At 45.3% G+C, this 15,709-nt stretch carries 16 protein-coding genes and 1 tRNA gene; 14 read left to right on the forward strand and 3 right to left on the reverse strand.

Going from position 1 to position 15,709, the window contains the following annotated elements; all coding sequences use genetic code 11:
• Positions 1–11 precede the first annotated feature (11 nt).
• Together ACN0VI_RS00960 and ACN0VI_RS00965 are read right to left on the reverse strand one after the other, a co-directional pair.
• On the reverse strand, positions 12–1,154 hold the full coding sequence (locus ACN0VI_RS00960; protein ID WP_331890380.1) for a PilT/PilU family type 4a pilus ATPase: 1,143 nt from the start codon (positions 1,152–1,154) through the stop codon (positions 12–14).
• A 9-nt stretch (positions 1,155–1,163) separates the two neighbouring features.
• Entirely contained in the window at positions 1,164–2,198 is a 1,035-nt protein-coding gene (locus ACN0VI_RS00965; RefSeq protein ID WP_331890382.1) for a type IV pilus twitching motility protein PilT, read from the reverse strand.
• 38 nt (positions 2,199–2,236) lie between these two features.
• Between ACN0VI_RS00965 and ACN0VI_RS00970 the strand changes: the two genes are divergently transcribed.
• The 7 genes from ACN0VI_RS00970 (at position 2,237) to ACN0VI_RS01000 (ending at position 8,163) form a co-directional block, all read left to right on the forward strand.
• Positions 2,237–2,920 carry a YggS family pyridoxal phosphate-dependent enzyme gene (locus ACN0VI_RS00970; RefSeq protein ID WP_417445448.1) on the forward strand — a complete coding sequence of 228 codons (684 nt, stop codon included), beginning with the start codon at positions 2,237–2,239 and terminating at the stop codon, positions 2,918–2,920.
• A 111-nt stretch (positions 2,921–3,031) separates the two neighbouring features.
• Positions 3,032–3,889, forward strand: coding sequence for a pyrroline-5-carboxylate reductase (gene proC / locus ACN0VI_RS00975; RefSeq protein WP_417445449.1), 858 nt, complete (start codon positions 3,032–3,034; stop codon positions 3,887–3,889).
• A 21-nt stretch (positions 3,890–3,910) separates the two neighbouring features.
• On the forward strand, positions 3,911–4,495 hold the full coding sequence (locus tag ACN0VI_RS00980; protein WP_417445450.1) for a YggT family protein: 585 nt from the start codon (positions 3,911–3,913) through the stop codon (positions 4,493–4,495).
• A 160-nt stretch (positions 4,496–4,655) separates the two neighbouring features.
• A complete protein-coding gene (locus tag ACN0VI_RS00985; RefSeq protein ID WP_417445451.1) occupies positions 4,656–5,117 on the forward strand; it encodes a DUF4426 domain-containing protein in 462 nt (153 codons plus the stop codon).
• Between the two features lie 106 nt (positions 5,118–5,223).
• Entirely contained in the window at positions 5,224–5,856 is a 633-nt protein-coding gene (rdgB, locus tag ACN0VI_RS00990) for an RdgB/HAM1 family non-canonical purine NTP pyrophosphatase (protein ID WP_417445452.1), read from the forward strand.
• A gap of 5 nt (positions 5,857–5,861) precedes the next feature.
• Entirely contained in the window at positions 5,862–7,094 is a 1,233-nt protein-coding gene (gene hemW / locus ACN0VI_RS00995) for a radical SAM family heme chaperone HemW (RefSeq protein ID WP_417445453.1), read from the forward strand.
• 49 nt (positions 7,095–7,143) lie between these two features.
• A complete protein-coding gene (locus tag ACN0VI_RS01000; RefSeq protein WP_417445454.1) occupies positions 7,144–8,163 on the forward strand; it encodes an META domain-containing protein in 1,020 nt (339 codons plus the stop codon).
• A gap of 127 nt (positions 8,164–8,290) precedes the next feature.
• Here the strand turns inward: ACN0VI_RS01000 and trmB are convergent, their stop codons facing one another.
• On the reverse strand, positions 8,291–9,013 hold the full coding sequence (trmB, locus tag ACN0VI_RS01005; protein WP_417446550.1) for a tRNA (guanosine(46)-N7)-methyltransferase TrmB: 723 nt from the start codon (positions 9,011–9,013) through the stop codon (positions 8,291–8,293).
• Positions 9,014–9,160: 147 nt separating this feature from the next.
• On the opposite strand from trmB, the gene ACN0VI_RS01010 reads away from it, so the two are divergent.
• From ACN0VI_RS01010 to ACN0VI_RS01040, 7 genes are all read left to right on the forward strand, one after another.
• Positions 9,161–10,990 carry an SLC13 family permease gene (locus ACN0VI_RS01010; protein WP_331890692.1) on the forward strand — a complete coding sequence of 610 codons (1,830 nt, stop codon included), beginning with the start codon at positions 9,161–9,163 and terminating at the stop codon, positions 10,988–10,990.
• Between the two features lie 11 nt (positions 10,991–11,001).
• Positions 11,002–12,069: an A/G-specific adenine glycosylase gene (mutY, locus tag ACN0VI_RS01015; protein ID WP_417445455.1), complete on the forward strand. Its 1,068-nt coding sequence runs from the start codon at positions 11,002–11,004 to the stop codon at positions 12,067–12,069.
• A 48-nt stretch (positions 12,070–12,117) separates the two neighbouring features.
• A complete protein-coding gene (locus ACN0VI_RS01020; protein ID WP_290624634.1) occupies positions 12,118–12,393 on the forward strand; it encodes an oxidative damage protection protein in 276 nt (91 codons plus the stop codon).
• Between the two features lie 90 nt (positions 12,394–12,483).
• Positions 12,484–12,559 (forward strand) — tRNA-Phe (locus ACN0VI_RS01025).
• Between the two features lie 109 nt (positions 12,560–12,668).
• Complete coding sequence (locus ACN0VI_RS01030) at positions 12,669–13,703, forward strand: tyrosine-type recombinase/integrase (protein WP_417445456.1); 1,035 nt, start codon at positions 12,669–12,671, stop codon at positions 13,701–13,703.
• A 98-nt stretch (positions 13,704–13,801) separates the two neighbouring features.
• A complete protein-coding gene (locus ACN0VI_RS01035; RefSeq protein WP_417445457.1) occupies positions 13,802–14,824 on the forward strand; it encodes a type IV toxin-antitoxin system AbiEi family antitoxin in 1,023 nt (340 codons plus the stop codon).
• Positions 14,805–15,680, forward strand: a complete 876-nt coding sequence (locus tag ACN0VI_RS01040; protein WP_417445458.1) for a nucleotidyl transferase AbiEii/AbiGii toxin family protein — start codon at positions 14,805–14,807, stop codon at positions 15,678–15,680. The genes ACN0VI_RS01035 and ACN0VI_RS01040 overlap by 20 nt, the downstream gene beginning before the upstream one ends.
• Positions 15,681–15,709: the final 29 nt, after the last annotated feature.

Genomic DNA, 15,709 nt, shown 5'->3' on the forward strand with positions numbered 1-15,709 from the left:
TACTGACTCAGTTAAAACATACGACCGCTATCTCGGTCATCATCCATCTCAACCTGTAGTCCATCTGTCCCTTCGGCAAGTGAGTTAGCATCTTTCTCATGCAGTTTGATTTTAAGACGTAAGTCATTAGCAGAATCTGCATACAACAACGCATCTTCATAACTAATTTCATCTTCGACATACAGATCAAACAGCGCCTGATCAAAGGTTTGCATACCTAACTCTCTTGAGCGCGCCATTAATTCTTTCAACAAGTGAACTTCACCTTTGCGAATATGATCTGAAATCAAAGGTGTATTAATTAAGATTTCAATTGCCGCGCGACGACCTTTACCATCCTTGGTGGGCACAAGTTGTTGCGCGATAATGGCACGAGTGTTCAATGACAAATCCATCAATACTCGAGAATGTTCTTCTTTCGGGAAGAAATGCAAAATACGGTCAATGGCCTGGTTCGCGTTATTGGCGTGTAAGGTACATAAACACAAGTGCCCGGTCTCAGCGAAGGTAATCGCATTGGACATGGTTTCTTTCGAGCGAACCTCACCAATCAGAATAACATCTGGAGCCTGACGTAGAGTATTTTTCAATGCAGTTTCAAATGACTCTGTATCAATCCCTACTTCGCGCTGAGTAATGATGCACTGGTCATGACGATGCACATACTCAATAGGATCTTCAATACTAATGATATGGCCAGCAGAGTTTCGGTTACGGTAACCAATCATCGCCGCCAAGGATGTGGATTTACCAGTACCGGTCGCGCCCACAAAGATGATGATACCGCGTTTTTTCATGACTAGGTCATTCAGAATATTGGGGATCTTCAGCTCATCTGTAGTCGGAATCTTGGTTTCAATTCGACGAACCACTAAACCGGGTTGATTGCGTTGATAAAACGCACTGGCACGAAAACGTCCAATATTTTCCACGCTGATCGCATACTGACACTCTTTCTTTTCTTCCAGCTCTTTCATCTGTTTTTCGTTCATGGAAGAATGAATCAAGGCTTCGACATGTGCTGGCGTCAGCATTGTTTTAGTTACTGGGCGAATCTGTCCGTTGATTTTAATACAAGGCGGACGGTGGACTGTAATAAACAAATCCGAACCCTTGTGTTCCATTAGTGCTTTTAATAGTGGATTAATATCCATTAATGTCTCCTAAAACTCATCTTTGCTCTTGGCTTTTGCTCGAGCATCAGTCCGCGACACAACACCCTTACTGACCAACTGCTTCAAGCTGTGATCCAGTGTCTGCATGCCAAGCGACATACCTGTTTGCATTGCAGAGTACATTTGCGCAACCTTATCTTCACGAATTAGATTCCGAATGGCTGGTGTGCCGACTAAGATTTCATGGGCTGCCACACGTCCACCACCATTTTTCTTCAATAGCGTTTGTGCAATAACCGCCTGCAATGATTCCGACAACATTGAGCGCACCATTGATTTTTCACCTCCCGGGAAAACATCAATAACACGGTCAATGGTTTTTGCAGCAGAGGTGGTATGCAGAGTACCGAATACCAAGTGACCAGTTTCTGCCGCAGTTAGTGCCAAGCGAATGGTCTCAAGGTCACGTAACTCACCAACCAGAATGATATCCGGATCTTCACGAAGCGCTGAACGCAATGCGTTAGAGAAACTGTGCGTATCACGGTGTACTTCACGCTGGTTAACCAGACACTTTTTACTTTCGTGGACGAACTCGATGGGGTCCTCAATGGTTAGAATGTGATCATGCTTATTTTCATTTACATAATCGATCATACCGGCCAGCGTCGTTGATTTACCGGAACCAGTCGGTCCTGTAACCAAAACCAGTCCACGCGGCTCTAATGAGATGTCCTGGAAAATTTTCGGTGCGTTTAACTCTTCTAAAGTTAAAACGCGAGAAGGAATGGTACGAAAAACCGCAGCTCGACCACGGTTTTGTACAAAGGCGTTAACACGGAAACGTGCTAAATCTTTTAATTCAAACGAGAAGTCAGCCTCAAGGAATTCTTCATAATCCTTTCGCTGCTTATCATTCATGATATCGTAGATTAACGTGTGCACTTCCTTGTCTTCAAATGGCGGTACATTGATACGACGAATGTCGCCATCCACACGAATAAGAGGCGGCATACCCGCAGAAATATGCAAATCCGATGCATTATTCTTTACACTGAAAGCTAAAAGCTCTGTAATATCCATATGTTAGACCCCACACCTGATAATTGCGTTTTAATAATATGTCTAGGATAGCCTCTCATCTTGCAGATCTGCAACTACAAATCGTAAAAACCTGCGCTAAGCGACGGATTTTTAAACACTATGTGCAATTAGTCGCTGTTAGTAAAAGGCATTCAGCGGACAGTATCCGCGAGGCTTATGCGGCCGGCCAACGTGATTTTGGCGAAAATCAGGTGCAGGAAGCCGTTGATAAAATATCCACTTTGTCGGATCTCGACATTAACTGGCACATGATTGGTGCCATCCAAAGCCGTAAATGCAAAGACATTGCACAACATTTTGATTGGGTACAAAGCCTTGATCGCTTAAAAGTTGCCAATAAGCTCAATGAGCACCGAGATGAAAATCAAGCTCCGCTGAACGTACTGATTCAGGTTAACCTGTTTGGCGAAAGCCAGAAAGCAGGCGTTAATTCTACTGAATGCAAGAAACTAGCTCACGAAATTATGCAGTTGCCGCGACTTAAATTACGCGGACTGATGGCGCTTCCACCCAAACAAGTCGATCCACAGGCACAATCTCAGCAATTCGAGCAGATTCATCAGCTTTATCGCGAGTTGCAGGCTGCATATCCGCAACTGGATACTCTTTCAATGGGCATGTCCGGTGACTATGAACAGGCTATTCTGGCTGGAAGCACCATGATCCGGCTTGGTACCGCCATTTTTGGCGAGCGGGCCTGAAGCGTGCTACAGGCCAGTAAAATAGCCAGCTAGGCCTTGCTTTGTTATGCTATGCGCACTTTTGGCTAACACATTAGCCCACTCATTTTACTCAAACAAATAAAGGTACTCATGTCTGACGCAATTCAAGCTATCGCCAATGCAAAAATTGGATTTATCGGCGCCGGTAATATGGCGGCCAGTATTCTCGGCGGATTAATTCAATCCGGTCTGCCAGCTAAGCAAATCTATGTTAGCAACCCAAGCCAGGGCAAGTTGGATGCATTACTGGAGCGTTATCCTGATCTGAATACCAGTAATGATAACGGCTATGTTGCCGATAATGTCGACTACCTGCTGCTTTCCGTCAAACCGCAAAAAATGGCCCTAGCCTGTAAACCATTGCAAGAGCTGGAATTGAATTGCTGCGTTATATCCGTTGCCGCCGGTGTTGGTTGCCAGACCATCGAAGATCTACTGGGCAAAGGCCTGCCAGTGATTCGCTCCATGCCTAACACACCTTCTTTAGTCGGCGCTGGCGCTACTGGCTTATTTGCCAATCAACATACCAGCGAACAACAGAAAAAAGCGGCTACCGCCATATTTGATGCGGTTGGTCTTAGTGTCTGGGTTGATGACGAATCACAAATGGATCTGGTCACTGCAGTTTCTGGCAGCGGCCCAGCTCATTACTTCCTGTATATGGAATCGGTTGTTGTTGCGGCCGTTGAACAAGGTCTTCCTGAAACTACAGCCCGGCAGCTTGCGGCTCAAACGGCGCTTGGTGCAGCACGTATGGTACAGGACAACCCCAACCTTGAAATCAGCCAGTTGCGCCGCAATGTTACCTCTCCCGGTGGCACTACTGCTGCCGCATTGGATGTATTAAATGACGGTCAGCTTCCTGAGTTGGTTGCCAAAGCTGTCAATGCATCCGTTGTCCGCGGCAAAGAACTGGCTGAAATTGCCAGTAAACCTGACCATGATTGATTTTTCTTGAGACTCTGACCCATGAATCCAGTATTAACGATCCTTGAGTATGTTATTAACCTGTTCGCAATGGTTTTCCTGTTGCGAGTGCTGCTGCAACTTGGAAGCGCTGACTTTTTTAACCCTGTGGCGCAATTTATCCATAAATTCACAGCACCGGTTATTAACCCGTTACGCTCGATATTGCCAGATCTGGGCAAATTCAACCTGGCCTCCTTTGTCATTGCGCTAGCCTTAATCACAGCTAAGATTTTCCTTATCAAGCACTTTTTTATCTCAGCGCAAGAAGCCGTGATGCTGACTCCGCAAGTGATACTTTTTATGGTGCTGGTTGGTCTTGGCCCAATTTCCGGCTTATTCATGGTTATCTCAAACCTGCTGCTGATACTGTTTATTGGTTTAATGATCGCCAGCTTTATGAGTGGTGGCCGCCACAATCCTGGATTAATTTTCCTGATACAGGTTACGCGCCCAATTCTTAGACCCATTCAGCGCATCATCCCACCCCTCGGCACTATCGACTTATCTCCGATGATCATTTTGCTAGGGTTATTCTTCCTGCAGGGCATTTTATATAACTTCGGCGTTAGCCTGATTACCCCGTAACTCCTTTTTTTAGTCACAACATCTCTGCCCGACTGTTTTTTAAGCATTCGGGCAACTCTTCAATGAATACTGTCCATTATTGTATTAAACTAGAATCTTATACCGTTTCCTCACAAGTTCAGAGGAAACCTCATCATTAAGGGAATATTGGGAGGCTCTTATGCACACCAGAATCTCAACATTGATTTATTCGCTAACCGCAGTAGCAACTTTGTTATTGGGTTCACTGACCAACACTGCTGTTGCTGCTGAAAAAAAAGTTGGTGATTACATCATTTATTACAACGCATTCAACAGTTCTTTCTTGCAACCCGATGTTGCCAGCAACTATAAGATCCCACGAAGCGGCTTAACGGCTGTTCTGAATGTTTCCATTCATAAAGATGGCGAACCAACCGAACAACCTGCGGTTCCAGCAAATGTTCAGGGCAAAGTGACCAATAGCCTGTCACAATTTAATCAGCTGGCCTTTAAAGAAATCAAAGAAGAGAAAGCCATATACTATATCGCTGATTTTCAATTCCGCCCTGAAGAAGAGACAGACATCGAGTTCACGATTAAAGTTCCGGGCATGAACCGTCCTGAAACTATCAGCTTTAAGCAAAAGTTCTACGCTGAATAAGCTGCAAGCTCCATCCAGTTTTCCTGCGCCACTTAAGCTTTTGTTTAAGTGGCGACTGCTTTTTACGTTATAATCCTTCTCTGACCTTTCAGACCAATATCAACTCATGCAAAAAATTGTTCTCGCTTCCGGTAATGCTAAAAAAGTGAAAGAACTGAGCGAACTACTCGCTAGTTTTGATTACCAGATTATTCCCCAGACGGAGCTTAATGTTTCCGAGGTCCCAGAAACGGGCACCACCTTTGTTGAGAATGCTATTATCAAGGCTCGCCATGCCTCTAAAGTGACTGGTTTGCCTGCGATTGCCGATGACTCCGGTATTGAAGTTGATTATTTAAAAGGTATGCCCGGCATTTATTCTGCGCGCTTTGCCGCCCTGGATGATCCCGAACACCAAGGCAATGCTGATGACCAGGCTAACAATGACTTATTACTCGATAACCTCAAAGGCGTGCCAACGGCTGAGCGTAGCGCGCGTTATCAATGCATTCTGGTTTTTATGGAACATGCCGATGACCCAACTCCGATTATTTGCCAGGGCAGCTGGGAAGGTCGTATTTTAGAGTCTGAGACTGGGGATGGCGGTTTTGGCTATGACCCTTTGTTCTGGTGTCCTGAGCATCAGTGTGCTGCCGCTGAATTATCCGCCGAGCAGAAAGCAGCCATTAGCCATCGCGGCAAAGCCCTACGTAGCTTGATGGAACAATTATCCGCGTTACACACCACCAAGAATATATAACTAGCATGTCATTCCTGACCAACCCACCTCTATCGCTCTACATCCATATCCCCTGGTGTATTCGTAAGTGCCCCTATTGTGATTTTAATTCACACGGCATCAAACAACTTGGTGGGCTGGACGATATTCCTGAGCAAGAATATATCGATAGACTATTGCTCGATCTGGAACAGGAATTACCACTGGTCTGGGGGCGACGGCTACACAGTATTTTTATTGGCGGCGGCACACCAAGTCTATTTTCGGCAGAGGGAATGGATCGCCTGATTAGCGGTGTCCGCGCACGCATTCCCTTTGAAGGCGATATCGAGATTACCATGGAAGCCAATCCCGGCACCTTCGAAGCCGAGCGCTTTGCTGGTTTTCGTCAGGCTGGCATTAACCGCCTGTCGATTGGTGTGCAAAGTTTCAATTCCCGGCATCTTGAACTGCTGGGCCGCGTGCATAATCCCGAGCAGGCGATTGCTGCCGCAGAGTTTGCCCACCAGGCAGGCTTTCGTTCCTTTAACCTTGATCTGATGCACGGTCTTCCCGATCAGACTACCGAGCAAGCTTTGGCCGATCTACAAACTGCCATTAATCTGAAGCCCCAACATATTTCCTGGTATCAACTGACCATTGAACCAAATACCTTGTTTTATCAACAGCCGCCAACCTTACCGGTAGATGATACGTTATGGACTATCCAGGAACAGGGCCAAGCCCTGCTGCAGCAACATGGTTATAACCAATATGAAGTTTCAGCTTATGCTCGCGAGCCAGAATATCGCTCACAGCATAATCTTAATTACTGGCAGTTCGGCGACTATCTCGGCATAGGCGCAGGAGCACACGGCAAAATTACACGTCTCGATCTTGATCAGATTCAGCGCACCACCAAAAGCCGCCACCCCAAAGATTATTTGCAAAAAACGGTAGCAGAAATCCGCACCAGCCAGGCAATACCTGCGCATGAACTGCCTTTCGAATTTATGCTCAATGCCCTACGCTTATTAAATGGTGTTCCGACAAGCTATTTCCAAGAACGAACCGGCCTGCTACTGAGCGACATCCAACCAGCTATTAATGAAGCCATTGCCGATGGACTTTTGCATAACAGCAAAGATAGAATTGAGCCTACTGAAAAAGGCAGCTTGTTCCTGAACGAATTATTACAACGGTTTATTGAAGAAGAGCCTGCTCAGAATAAAACTGATACCATAAGAGACGATCAAATTAATATAAAAACACTTAATTAAAACTTAAAATACCATATAGCAACTTTAGGAAATAAAAAGGATATTCGTTATGGATTACACACGATTTCTCACCCTTGGCTTGTTCAGCTGCTTATTACTCACCGGCTGCGACACTGACCCTTCTAAACCCGAAAACCAAGCAAACAACAACGAGAACGAAAAAGCCGCTTTGCAGCAAAGAGTTTCTGCAGAATTTATCTGCTCTCACTTACTGGTTAAAACTGATTTTTTTGGCGACGATCTAACACTCACTATTGAAGATAAGAGCTATCAATTAAGTCAGACCCCAAGCGCTTCCGGCAGCAAGTTTGAAAACAAAGCCACTAATACCCTCTTCTGGCAAAAAGGTGATAGCGCAACACTCGAATTCAATGGGCAGCGATTCTCAAACTGTGAAAAAGTTACCATTCAGCGTTCTGATACAGCTAGCAAAAAATTAACCTTACCCTTCACTGCACGTGGCAATGAGCCAGGCTGGCTACTAACCGTTAACAATGATCAGTTTGAATTGATTGCCGATTATGGCCAGACAACCATTAGCGACGTTTTTGCAAAGCAGCCTCTTCTCAGAGTAGGGCACATGTTGGAGATGAAAAGTGAACAAGGCAACCTGACTTTACTTGCCGAAAACAAACTCTGCCATGACTCAATGAGCGGCGTGCCTTACCCTTACACCGTATCAATAAAAACAGAAGAAGAGACACTCATCGGCTGTGGTGGCGAACCCCGCTCTCTACTGACCAAAAACTCATGGTCAGTGCTGACAGTCGCCAATAATATGCTGGCTGAAGAATCCCGCATTTCGCTCAACTTCAATGCTGAATCTCAACTCTCCGGCATCGCCAGTTGCAACCGCTACACAAGCAGTTACAACCTGACTGGCGAAGGCCTTACCGTTAGCCCTATCACCACCACCCTGATGGCCTGCGAGCCATCACTGATGGAACAAGAAGCAAACTTCCTCAAACATCTGGCTAACGTCAGCCGCTTTGATATAACCGAACACGGCCAGCTTATTTTACACACTAGCCAAGGCGAAACTATCAAAGCCCAACCAGGCAAGCCTTAATAATTCTATATCAAATTAGATTTCTCGAAATAACACCGCTACCCCAACACCCTCTATTTTTAGCCTAAATATTCGATTGAAGTTCACGGCTTGTATGCTTCGTGTCGCGCAGTTAGCAAATAGACAATTATTTTTGAAAAATGAGATCCCAGACACCATGACCTAACTTCTGTCCTCGCGCTTCAAACTTGGTCAAAGGACGCGAATCAGGTTTTGCCACATAATCACCTGTCTCTGACAGATTTTTAAATTCTTCCATCGGGTTTAATACTTCGAGCATATATTCGGCGTAATTTTCCCAATCGGTCGCTAGGTGCAGGATGCCACCTTTAACCAGTTTCTTATGCAGTTTTTGGCAAAACTCGGTTTGCACGATTCGACGTTTGTGATGTTTCTTTTTATGCCATGGATCGGGAAAGAATATCTGGATTCGCTCTAGACTATTATCGGGTATGCAGTGGTCGATGATTTCTACCGCATCGTGATTGATCACGCGTAGATTCGTCAGTTCGTATTCTTCAGCCAGCACTAAGCAGGCACCGACACCAGGTTTGTGCACTTCGATGCCGATAAAATCCTTGTCACGTTCATTGGCGGCCTGCTCGGCGAGTGATTTGCCCATGCCAAAACCAATTTCCAGAACCACTGGGGCTTTACGGTCAAAAATACTCTCAAAATCATAAGCCTGCTCCTGGAGCTCAAGACTCATTTGCGGGAATAACTCTTCCATGGCTCGTTGCTGGCCCTTGGTTAAGCGCCCTTCGCGTAGCACATAACTACGAATCTTACGGATTCTTTTTTCGCTTTTGCTCTCTTCGGAACTCACTGATTTGTCTCGACTTGCAGGGATTGGCGCGATTTTAGCACACTCTTTGTTCACTTTTGCATCATTAGCTTTGGTCTGACAAAAAGGATTGCGAAAATAGGCCTAAATCAGTAAGGTGAGCAGTTCGACCCGGCATAAAAACAATGACATAAGTAGGAGTGGAACTAAGGAATGCCGTTTCCTGATTTGCCCAACAATCACGCTCTTTTTGTGCTGCTACTGACGGTTTTTGCGTTGTATCTGTTTCGTCGCGATGATATTCCGTTAGAAACATCGTGCGTGATCGTCCTGCTATGTCTCACTGTGGGTTTCAGTTTTGTTCCTTTCCATAACTTCAACGGCCGACTTGAGCCGATGCAGTTTTTCAGCGGCTTCGGCCATGAGGCATTGGTTGCTGTCTGTGCTTTGATGATTTGTGGCCAGGGGTTGGTGCGAACTGGTGCTCTTGAACCCATCGGCCGTTTTCTTGGTAAGGTCTGGAAAACCGCGCCGCTGTTTTCATTACTGCTCACCCTGGTTATTGCCGGCATCCTAAGTGCTTTCGTCAACAACACGCCGATTGTTGTGTTGCTGCTGCCTATTTTAGTTAGCGTCGCTATTCGTACCAAAAGTAGTCCTTCTAAATTACTGATGCCAATGGGTTTCGCCACCATTATCGGCGGTATGGCCACCACCATTGGTACCTCGACTAACCTTTTAGTAGTTTCTGTTGCTGCCGATCTGGGTCTGCCCAAATTTGGCATGTTTGATTTCTTGCTACCCGCCAGCATCGCTGCCTGTGTCGCTATCCTGTATTTATGGCTCGTAGCCCCGCGCATACTGCCAGAACGACAGGCAGTTATGAAAAATACTTCTCCGCGTGTTTTTACTGCCCAGTTGCATATTGACGAAGGTTCATTTGCGGTTGGTAAAACCTTATCTGAAGTTATAAATAGAACGGACGGCCAGATGAAGGTGATCCGCATTCAACGCGGTGACGAAATTTCAATCGTGCCGATGCCCGATGCCAAGATCAAAGCCGGTGACAGACTAAGAGTCATTGACTCCCCAGAGCACCTCAAAGAATATGAACAGGTCTTAGGCGCTAAATTGTTCCGCCGGGGCAAGCTAATCAGCGAAGACCATCCGCTAACCGCCGAAAATCAGCAGCTTTCCGAAATTGTAGTAACTCCTGGTTCTCCGCTCGCGGGCCGCACCCTTAAAGATGTAGAATTTATTGATCAGTACGGTCTGGTGGCAATAGCCCTCCACCGCGGAGATAGCGTGGTCGATATGCATAATAAAGGCCTTGGCACCGTCACTTTGCACGTCGGTGATGTGTTGCTGGTGCAAGGTGGTCAGAAGGACATTGCTGAGTTCAAGAAAAGCGGGGAAATCCTGATTCTTGATGCGACCACTGACTTACCCAAATCGCACCGAGCTCCTCGCGCTCTTGTGATTATGGGGCTGGTCGTTCTGCTTGCCGCAGTTGGTGCGCTACCGATTGCCATCAGCGCCTTGGGCGGCGCCATGTTGATGATTCTTGTTCATTGCATGACCTGGCGAGAAGCCATGCATGCCCTCAGCGCACAGGTCATCCTGATTGTCGCAGCGAGTTTAGCGCTTGGTATCGCCATGATTGAAACCGGTGCCGCCGAGTACCTTGCTCAAGCCTTCGTATCCTCGCTCTATGGCGCGCCACCAGCGGTACTCTTGAGCGGCTTGATGTTGTTGCTAGCCTTGCTCACCAATGTCGTCTCAAACAATGCGGCAGCGGTCATCGGCACTCCAATTGCGGTCAGTATCGCGAACCAGCTTAACCTACCCGCTGAACCCTTTGTGATGGCGGTTCTGTTTGGTGCCAATATGAGCTTCGCCACACCAATGGCTTATAAAACTAACCTGTTGGTTATGAGTGCTGGCGGTTATAAATTTTCAGACTTCATCAAAGTCGGCGTACCGCTGGTGATACTGATGTGGATTACCCTGTCCTTCGTTCTGCCAATTATCTATAAGTTCTAGCCTGAGCTCACATGACAAAACCTTGGTCACCCACTGCCTTCGCCCAGCAGGTCATTGATTACTACCATGCTTTCGGGCGCAAGCATCTGCCCTGGCAAAACACTCAAGACCCATACAAAATCTGGCTGTCCGAAATCATGTTGCAGCAGACTCAGGTCACCACCGTCATTCCTTATTTTGAGCGCTTTATTGACAGCTTCCCGTCCTTGATTGATCTGGCACAGGCCAGCGACGATCAGGTCATGCAACATTGGAGCGGGCTGGGTTATTACAGCCGTGCCCGCAACCTGCACAAAGCCGCGCGTATCATCAAAACCGTGCACGCTGGACAGTTTCCACAAGAACCTAAAGTTATCGAAACCCTGCCCGGCATTGGCCGCTCAACCGCAGGTGCAATCGCCTCTTTTGCTTTTGGCCAGGCCACCGCCATTCTGGATGGCAACGTCAAACGCGTACTGGCACGTTGCTACGCCATTGAAGGCTGGCCAGGCAACGGCAAAGTTTTAAAAGCCTTATGGGAGCGAGCCGAAGCTAACACCCCCAAACAAGAAACCGCTGCCTATAACCAGGCGATGATGGACTTGGGCGCTGTGATCTGTACCCGCAGCAAACCCGACTGCCAAAGCTGCCCATTGTCCAGGCACTGTCTTGCCTATCACAATGACAGTATCGAGCAGTATCCCGGCAAAAAGCCCAAGAAAGCACGCCCAAGCAAATCGGTTTATTGGCTCATCAATATCAGTGACGCCAATGACCAGGCAAAAGTCATGCTGCATAAAAGGCCACCGAGCGGTATCTGGGGTGGCCTGTGGGCTTTACCCGAAGTGCAGCAGCAAGACATGAGTCCTGAAAACATCCAACAACTCGAAGCCTTTGTGCATAAATTCAGCCACTATGATCTCAAGGTGCAACCGCTGCTCCTGCAAAGCGCTAACGAGAAAGCATTAGTGGAAAAAAATTCCCATCCGAGTATCATGGAGCCCGCACAAGCAGACTGGTTTAGCCAAAGCCAGCTGAACGAGATTGGCCTGCCCACTCCGGTCAGCAAATTACTGAGCAAACTCCTAGAAAACGCCTGAGTTTGACAGCACGGCAAACCACTCAACCGATGACAAGTGGAGATAGAAATGTCACGCACCGTATTCTGCAAAAAACTGCAAAAAGAAGCCGAAGGCATGTCCTTCAAACCTTACCCGGGTGAACTTGGCGAAAAAATATACAACGAAATTTCGCAAGAAGCATGGACCCAATGGTTAAACCATCAAACCATGCTCATTAACGAAAAACGACTCAGCCTGATGGACCCGCAAGCGCAGTCCTATTTAGCGGAACAAATGGAAATGTACCTGTTTGGTGGCGACTACGAAAAGCCCGAAGGCTACGTCCCCGAAGAAGACAAATAAAGCCCTCTTAACCTAAGCCAATAAAATTCTAATAATTTTAAGAAAGGGGCTTGACTTAAAGCCCCTCAATCGGTTTAATACGCGTCCTGCGGCCTGGTAGCTCAGTTGGTAGAGCGGAGGATTGAAAATCCTTGTGTCGGCAGTTCAATTCTGCCCCGGGCCACCATTATTCTTTATATATATCATAGGCTTGCTTTATGCAGGCCTTTTTTATTTGCACAAGCAAATGCCATTAGGTACATTTTAAGTACAGTCGTTACTTTTAAGGATATCTTATGGCTACAATCACCAAAACCCCCAACGGAAAATGGAAGTCAGTCATTCGACTAAAAGGCTGGCCTACTACCAGTAAAACCTTCCGTATAAAACGTGATGCCGAAGACTGGTCACGCACTACTGAAGATGAAATGGTACGTGGTGTTTATATCAAACGTGCTGGTTCCGAACGCACTACTCTTGCCCATGCACTGCATCGCTATTTAAAAGAAATCACTTCTCAGAAAAAGCCCACTTCTCAAAAGCGCGATAAAACCAGTGCGAATACTCTGCATAAATATTTAGGTCGATATAGTTTGGCCGCGCTCACTCAAGAAGTGATAGCAAACTTTCGTGATGAACGACTGGAAGAAGGTAAAAGTAATAATACTGTCCGTCTTGAATTAGCCCTTTTAAGTAATTTATATACAGTGGCCATTCAAGAATGGGGGATGGGGATCGTATACAACCCCGTTATGAACGTCAGAAAACCTAAGTCGGGATCAGGTCGAAATAGACGCCTATCACCTGACGAAGTAAAGAAGCTCTTTGAAGCCTTATCTAACTACTCTAATCCAATGTTACTTTGGATAGTGCAACTCGCTTTATATACGGCAATGAGGCAAGGTCAAATTCTAAACCTTACCCGAGATCAGGTTGACCTCAAGAAAGGCATCGTAAAGCTCACTGAAACAAAAAATGGTGACTCCCGAACCGTTCCCCTTTCGCTAAAAGCAATCAAAGTATTTGAGAAAGCATTGAGTAACCCCGTAAGACCCATTGATACCAACCTTATCTTTTTTGGTGAACCAGGACGTAACGGCAAACGCAAACCCTACACTATCGGAAAAGTTTGGATAAACTTAGTTCGCCAGGCAGGAATAGCCGACTTTAAATTCCACGACTTACGCCATGAAGCCACAAGACGATTAGTCGAAGCTGGATTAAGTGACCAAGAAGTCTCTTCAATCACCGGCCACAAATCCATGCAAATGCTAAAGCGCTATACCCACCTTCGGGGCGAAGACCTAACATCAAAGATAAAGTATCTCTGATACCCCCTATTTTCAATAAGGTAACAGCTCAACTTGCCATATATGTTCACTTTAGGTAGCATGTTCATTATTAATGAACGCTCGGTAAAAATGAACATATGCATACAAGCATTTTATTAAAAGAAGCGATTAAAGCACTGGAAGAGACGTTAGAGGTAGAAATTATATCTAGTGCTAGCCAACCCGACCTATGTATTCGCTCACCAAATGGAGAGATCACTCTTCATGTTGAGGAAAAAAAATGGGTTAACCACATACCTGTTACAAGCATCGTGAAACAGCTCAAGTCTTCTAATAATATGAACCTGAGAAACACCTTACTGGTCACTGACTATGTCAACGCAAACCAAGCTAAAAGGCTTAAGTCAGAAGGAGTACAATATATCGACACAGCAGGAAATGCTTACATTGACTCCCCCCCTATATATCTAAACATCCAGGGTAAGAGACCAGTCAAACTTCACAAGGTAGAACAACTCAATAAGCAGATAGGAAAAGCATTCATGCCTAAAGGTATGCAAGTTATTTATATGCTTCTCTCACGTCCTGACTTAGTTAGAGCCTCTTTACGAACTATTGCAGAAGAAGCGGAAATTGCTTTAGGTACAGTCAAACAAGTTATGGATGATCTTACTTATCAGGGCTTTATCGTACAAATGGGCCGAGGAGAACGGGAGCTTGATAGAGTAGATGCTTTGAGGGACTATTGGGTAAGCTATTACCCCGCGAATATACATGCCAAACAAGCATCGCAATTATTAGTCGCAAGAGATATAACCACAATTAAAGATACCAATATTCGTGACTTTAATGCTATTTGGGGAGGAGAAGTTGCGGCCGAATTATATCAGCACCACTTAAGAGCCAAAGACGCTACCATATACATAGCTGAAAAAGAGAAAGCAGGGTTAATAAAAGAATTAAGGCTAAGAAAACCATCACCACATGAAGATATTGATTATAGCGTAAGGCTGGTAACACCTTTTATCGAAATATCTAAGCTAACAGGAGAGCAGCCTGATTTAGCACATCCTTTACTTGTATATGCAAACTTAGTAGCAACACATGACCCTAGAAATTTAGAAGCAGCAGAGCGATTATATGAACAGTACCTTGATTGATATCTCTGACAAATTTCCAGAGGGTCTTACACAACTCTATAAACAAATAAACGAAGTATCACAATCTCTTGAAATTTCATACTTGGTAATAGGGGCGATGGCTAGAGACCTCGTCATGGTACATGGATTTGATTGCAAAATTGAACGAGGTACAAGGGACGTTGACTTCGGTATACAGGTGCAAAGCTGGGCTCAATTCCAACACTTAAAAGAAGAGCTAATAAAGGCCAATTTTGAGCCAAATAAAGACAAACCCCATCAGCTGACCATGCTTGATAACAAAGGATTAGAATGGGAAGTAGACATCATACCTTTCGGAGAAATAGCAAATGCACAAGATGAAATAGCCTGGCCTCCTAAAGAAGATATCGTCATGAGCGTAAAGGGGTTTAGAGAGGCCCTAAACAATGCACTAGATGTTATTATAAATGCAGAGCCTGAGGTTAAAATTAAAGTTGCCTCTCCTGCTGGAGTATTAATACTTAAACTTATTTCTTGGTTAGATCGAACGTATGATAAGCGTCGTAAAGATGCTACTGATATCTATTATATGGTAAAAACTTACTCCAAAATCCCCGAAATTCTTGATGAGCTATATGACAATAGTTATATGGAAGATGCTGAGTATGATGAAATAGTAGCAAGCACGATGAAGTTATCAGATGATGCATTAAGCATTATGAGTAAAGAGTCCTTTTCCCACATACAGGAGAACCTTTTTTCTGATGAGAAAAAGAAGCATCAATTAGCTTCAGAAATAGCAAGAACAACTCATACAACTTATGATGAATCGAAAAACCTTATACAAATCATCGAGCAAGCATTTGAAAAGCATACCTTCAAGGAGAAGGCTTAACCTCTCAATAAAACATATAATGCTTTATA

Source organism: Kangiella sp. (assembly GCF_048265365.1).
GTDB lineage: Bacteria > Pseudomonadota > Gammaproteobacteria > Enterobacterales > Kangiellaceae > Kangiella.

Excerpts from the sequence above, each read along its gene's own strand:
- ACN0VI_RS00965 (WP_331890382.1), bottom strand. The coding sequence starts at position 2,198 with ATGGATATTACAGAGCTTTTAGCTTTCAGTGTAAAGAATAATGCATCG.
- ACN0VI_RS00960 (WP_331890380.1), bottom strand. The coding sequence starts at position 1,154 with ATGGATATTAATCCACTATTAAAAGCACTAATGGAACACAAGGGTTCG.
- rdgB (WP_417445452.1), top strand. The coding sequence starts at position 5,224 with ATGCAAAAAATTGTTCTCGCTTCCGGTAATGCTAAAAAAGTGAAAGAA.
- ACN0VI_RS00970 (WP_417445448.1), top strand. The coding sequence starts at position 2,237 with ATGTCTAGGATAGCCTCTCATCTTGCAGATCTGCAACTACAAATCGTA.
- ACN0VI_RS01030 (WP_417445456.1), top strand. The coding sequence starts at position 12,669 with ATGGCTACAATCACCAAAACCCCCAACGGAAAATGGAAGTCAGTCATT.
- ACN0VI_RS00985 (WP_417445451.1), top strand. The coding sequence starts at position 4,656 with ATGCACACCAGAATCTCAACATTGATTTATTCGCTAACCGCAGTAGCA.
- ACN0VI_RS01035 (WP_417445457.1), top strand. The coding sequence starts at position 13,802 with ATGCATACAAGCATTTTATTAAAAGAAGCGATTAAAGCACTGGAAGAG.
- ACN0VI_RS01040 (WP_417445458.1), top strand. The coding sequence starts at position 14,805 with ATGAACAGTACCTTGATTGATATCTCTGACAAATTTCCAGAGGGTCTT.
- ACN0VI_RS00980 (WP_417445450.1), top strand. The coding sequence starts at position 3,911 with ATGAATCCAGTATTAACGATCCTTGAGTATGTTATTAACCTGTTCGCA.
- hemW (WP_417445453.1), top strand. The coding sequence starts at position 5,862 with ATGTCATTCCTGACCAACCCACCTCTATCGCTCTACATCCATATCCCC.
- proC (WP_417445449.1), top strand. The coding sequence starts at position 3,032 with ATGTCTGACGCAATTCAAGCTATCGCCAATGCAAAAATTGGATTTATC.
- ACN0VI_RS01000 (WP_417445454.1), top strand. The coding sequence starts at position 7,144 with ATGGATTACACACGATTTCTCACCCTTGGCTTGTTCAGCTGCTTATTA.
- ACN0VI_RS01020 (WP_290624634.1), top strand. The coding sequence starts at position 12,118 with ATGTCACGCACCGTATTCTGCAAAAAACTGCAAAAAGAAGCCGAAGGC.
- ACN0VI_RS01010 (WP_331890692.1), top strand. The coding sequence starts at position 9,161 with ATGCCGTTTCCTGATTTGCCCAACAATCACGCTCTTTTTGTGCTGCTA.
- mutY (WP_417445455.1), top strand. The coding sequence starts at position 11,002 with ATGACAAAACCTTGGTCACCCACTGCCTTCGCCCAGCAGGTCATTGAT.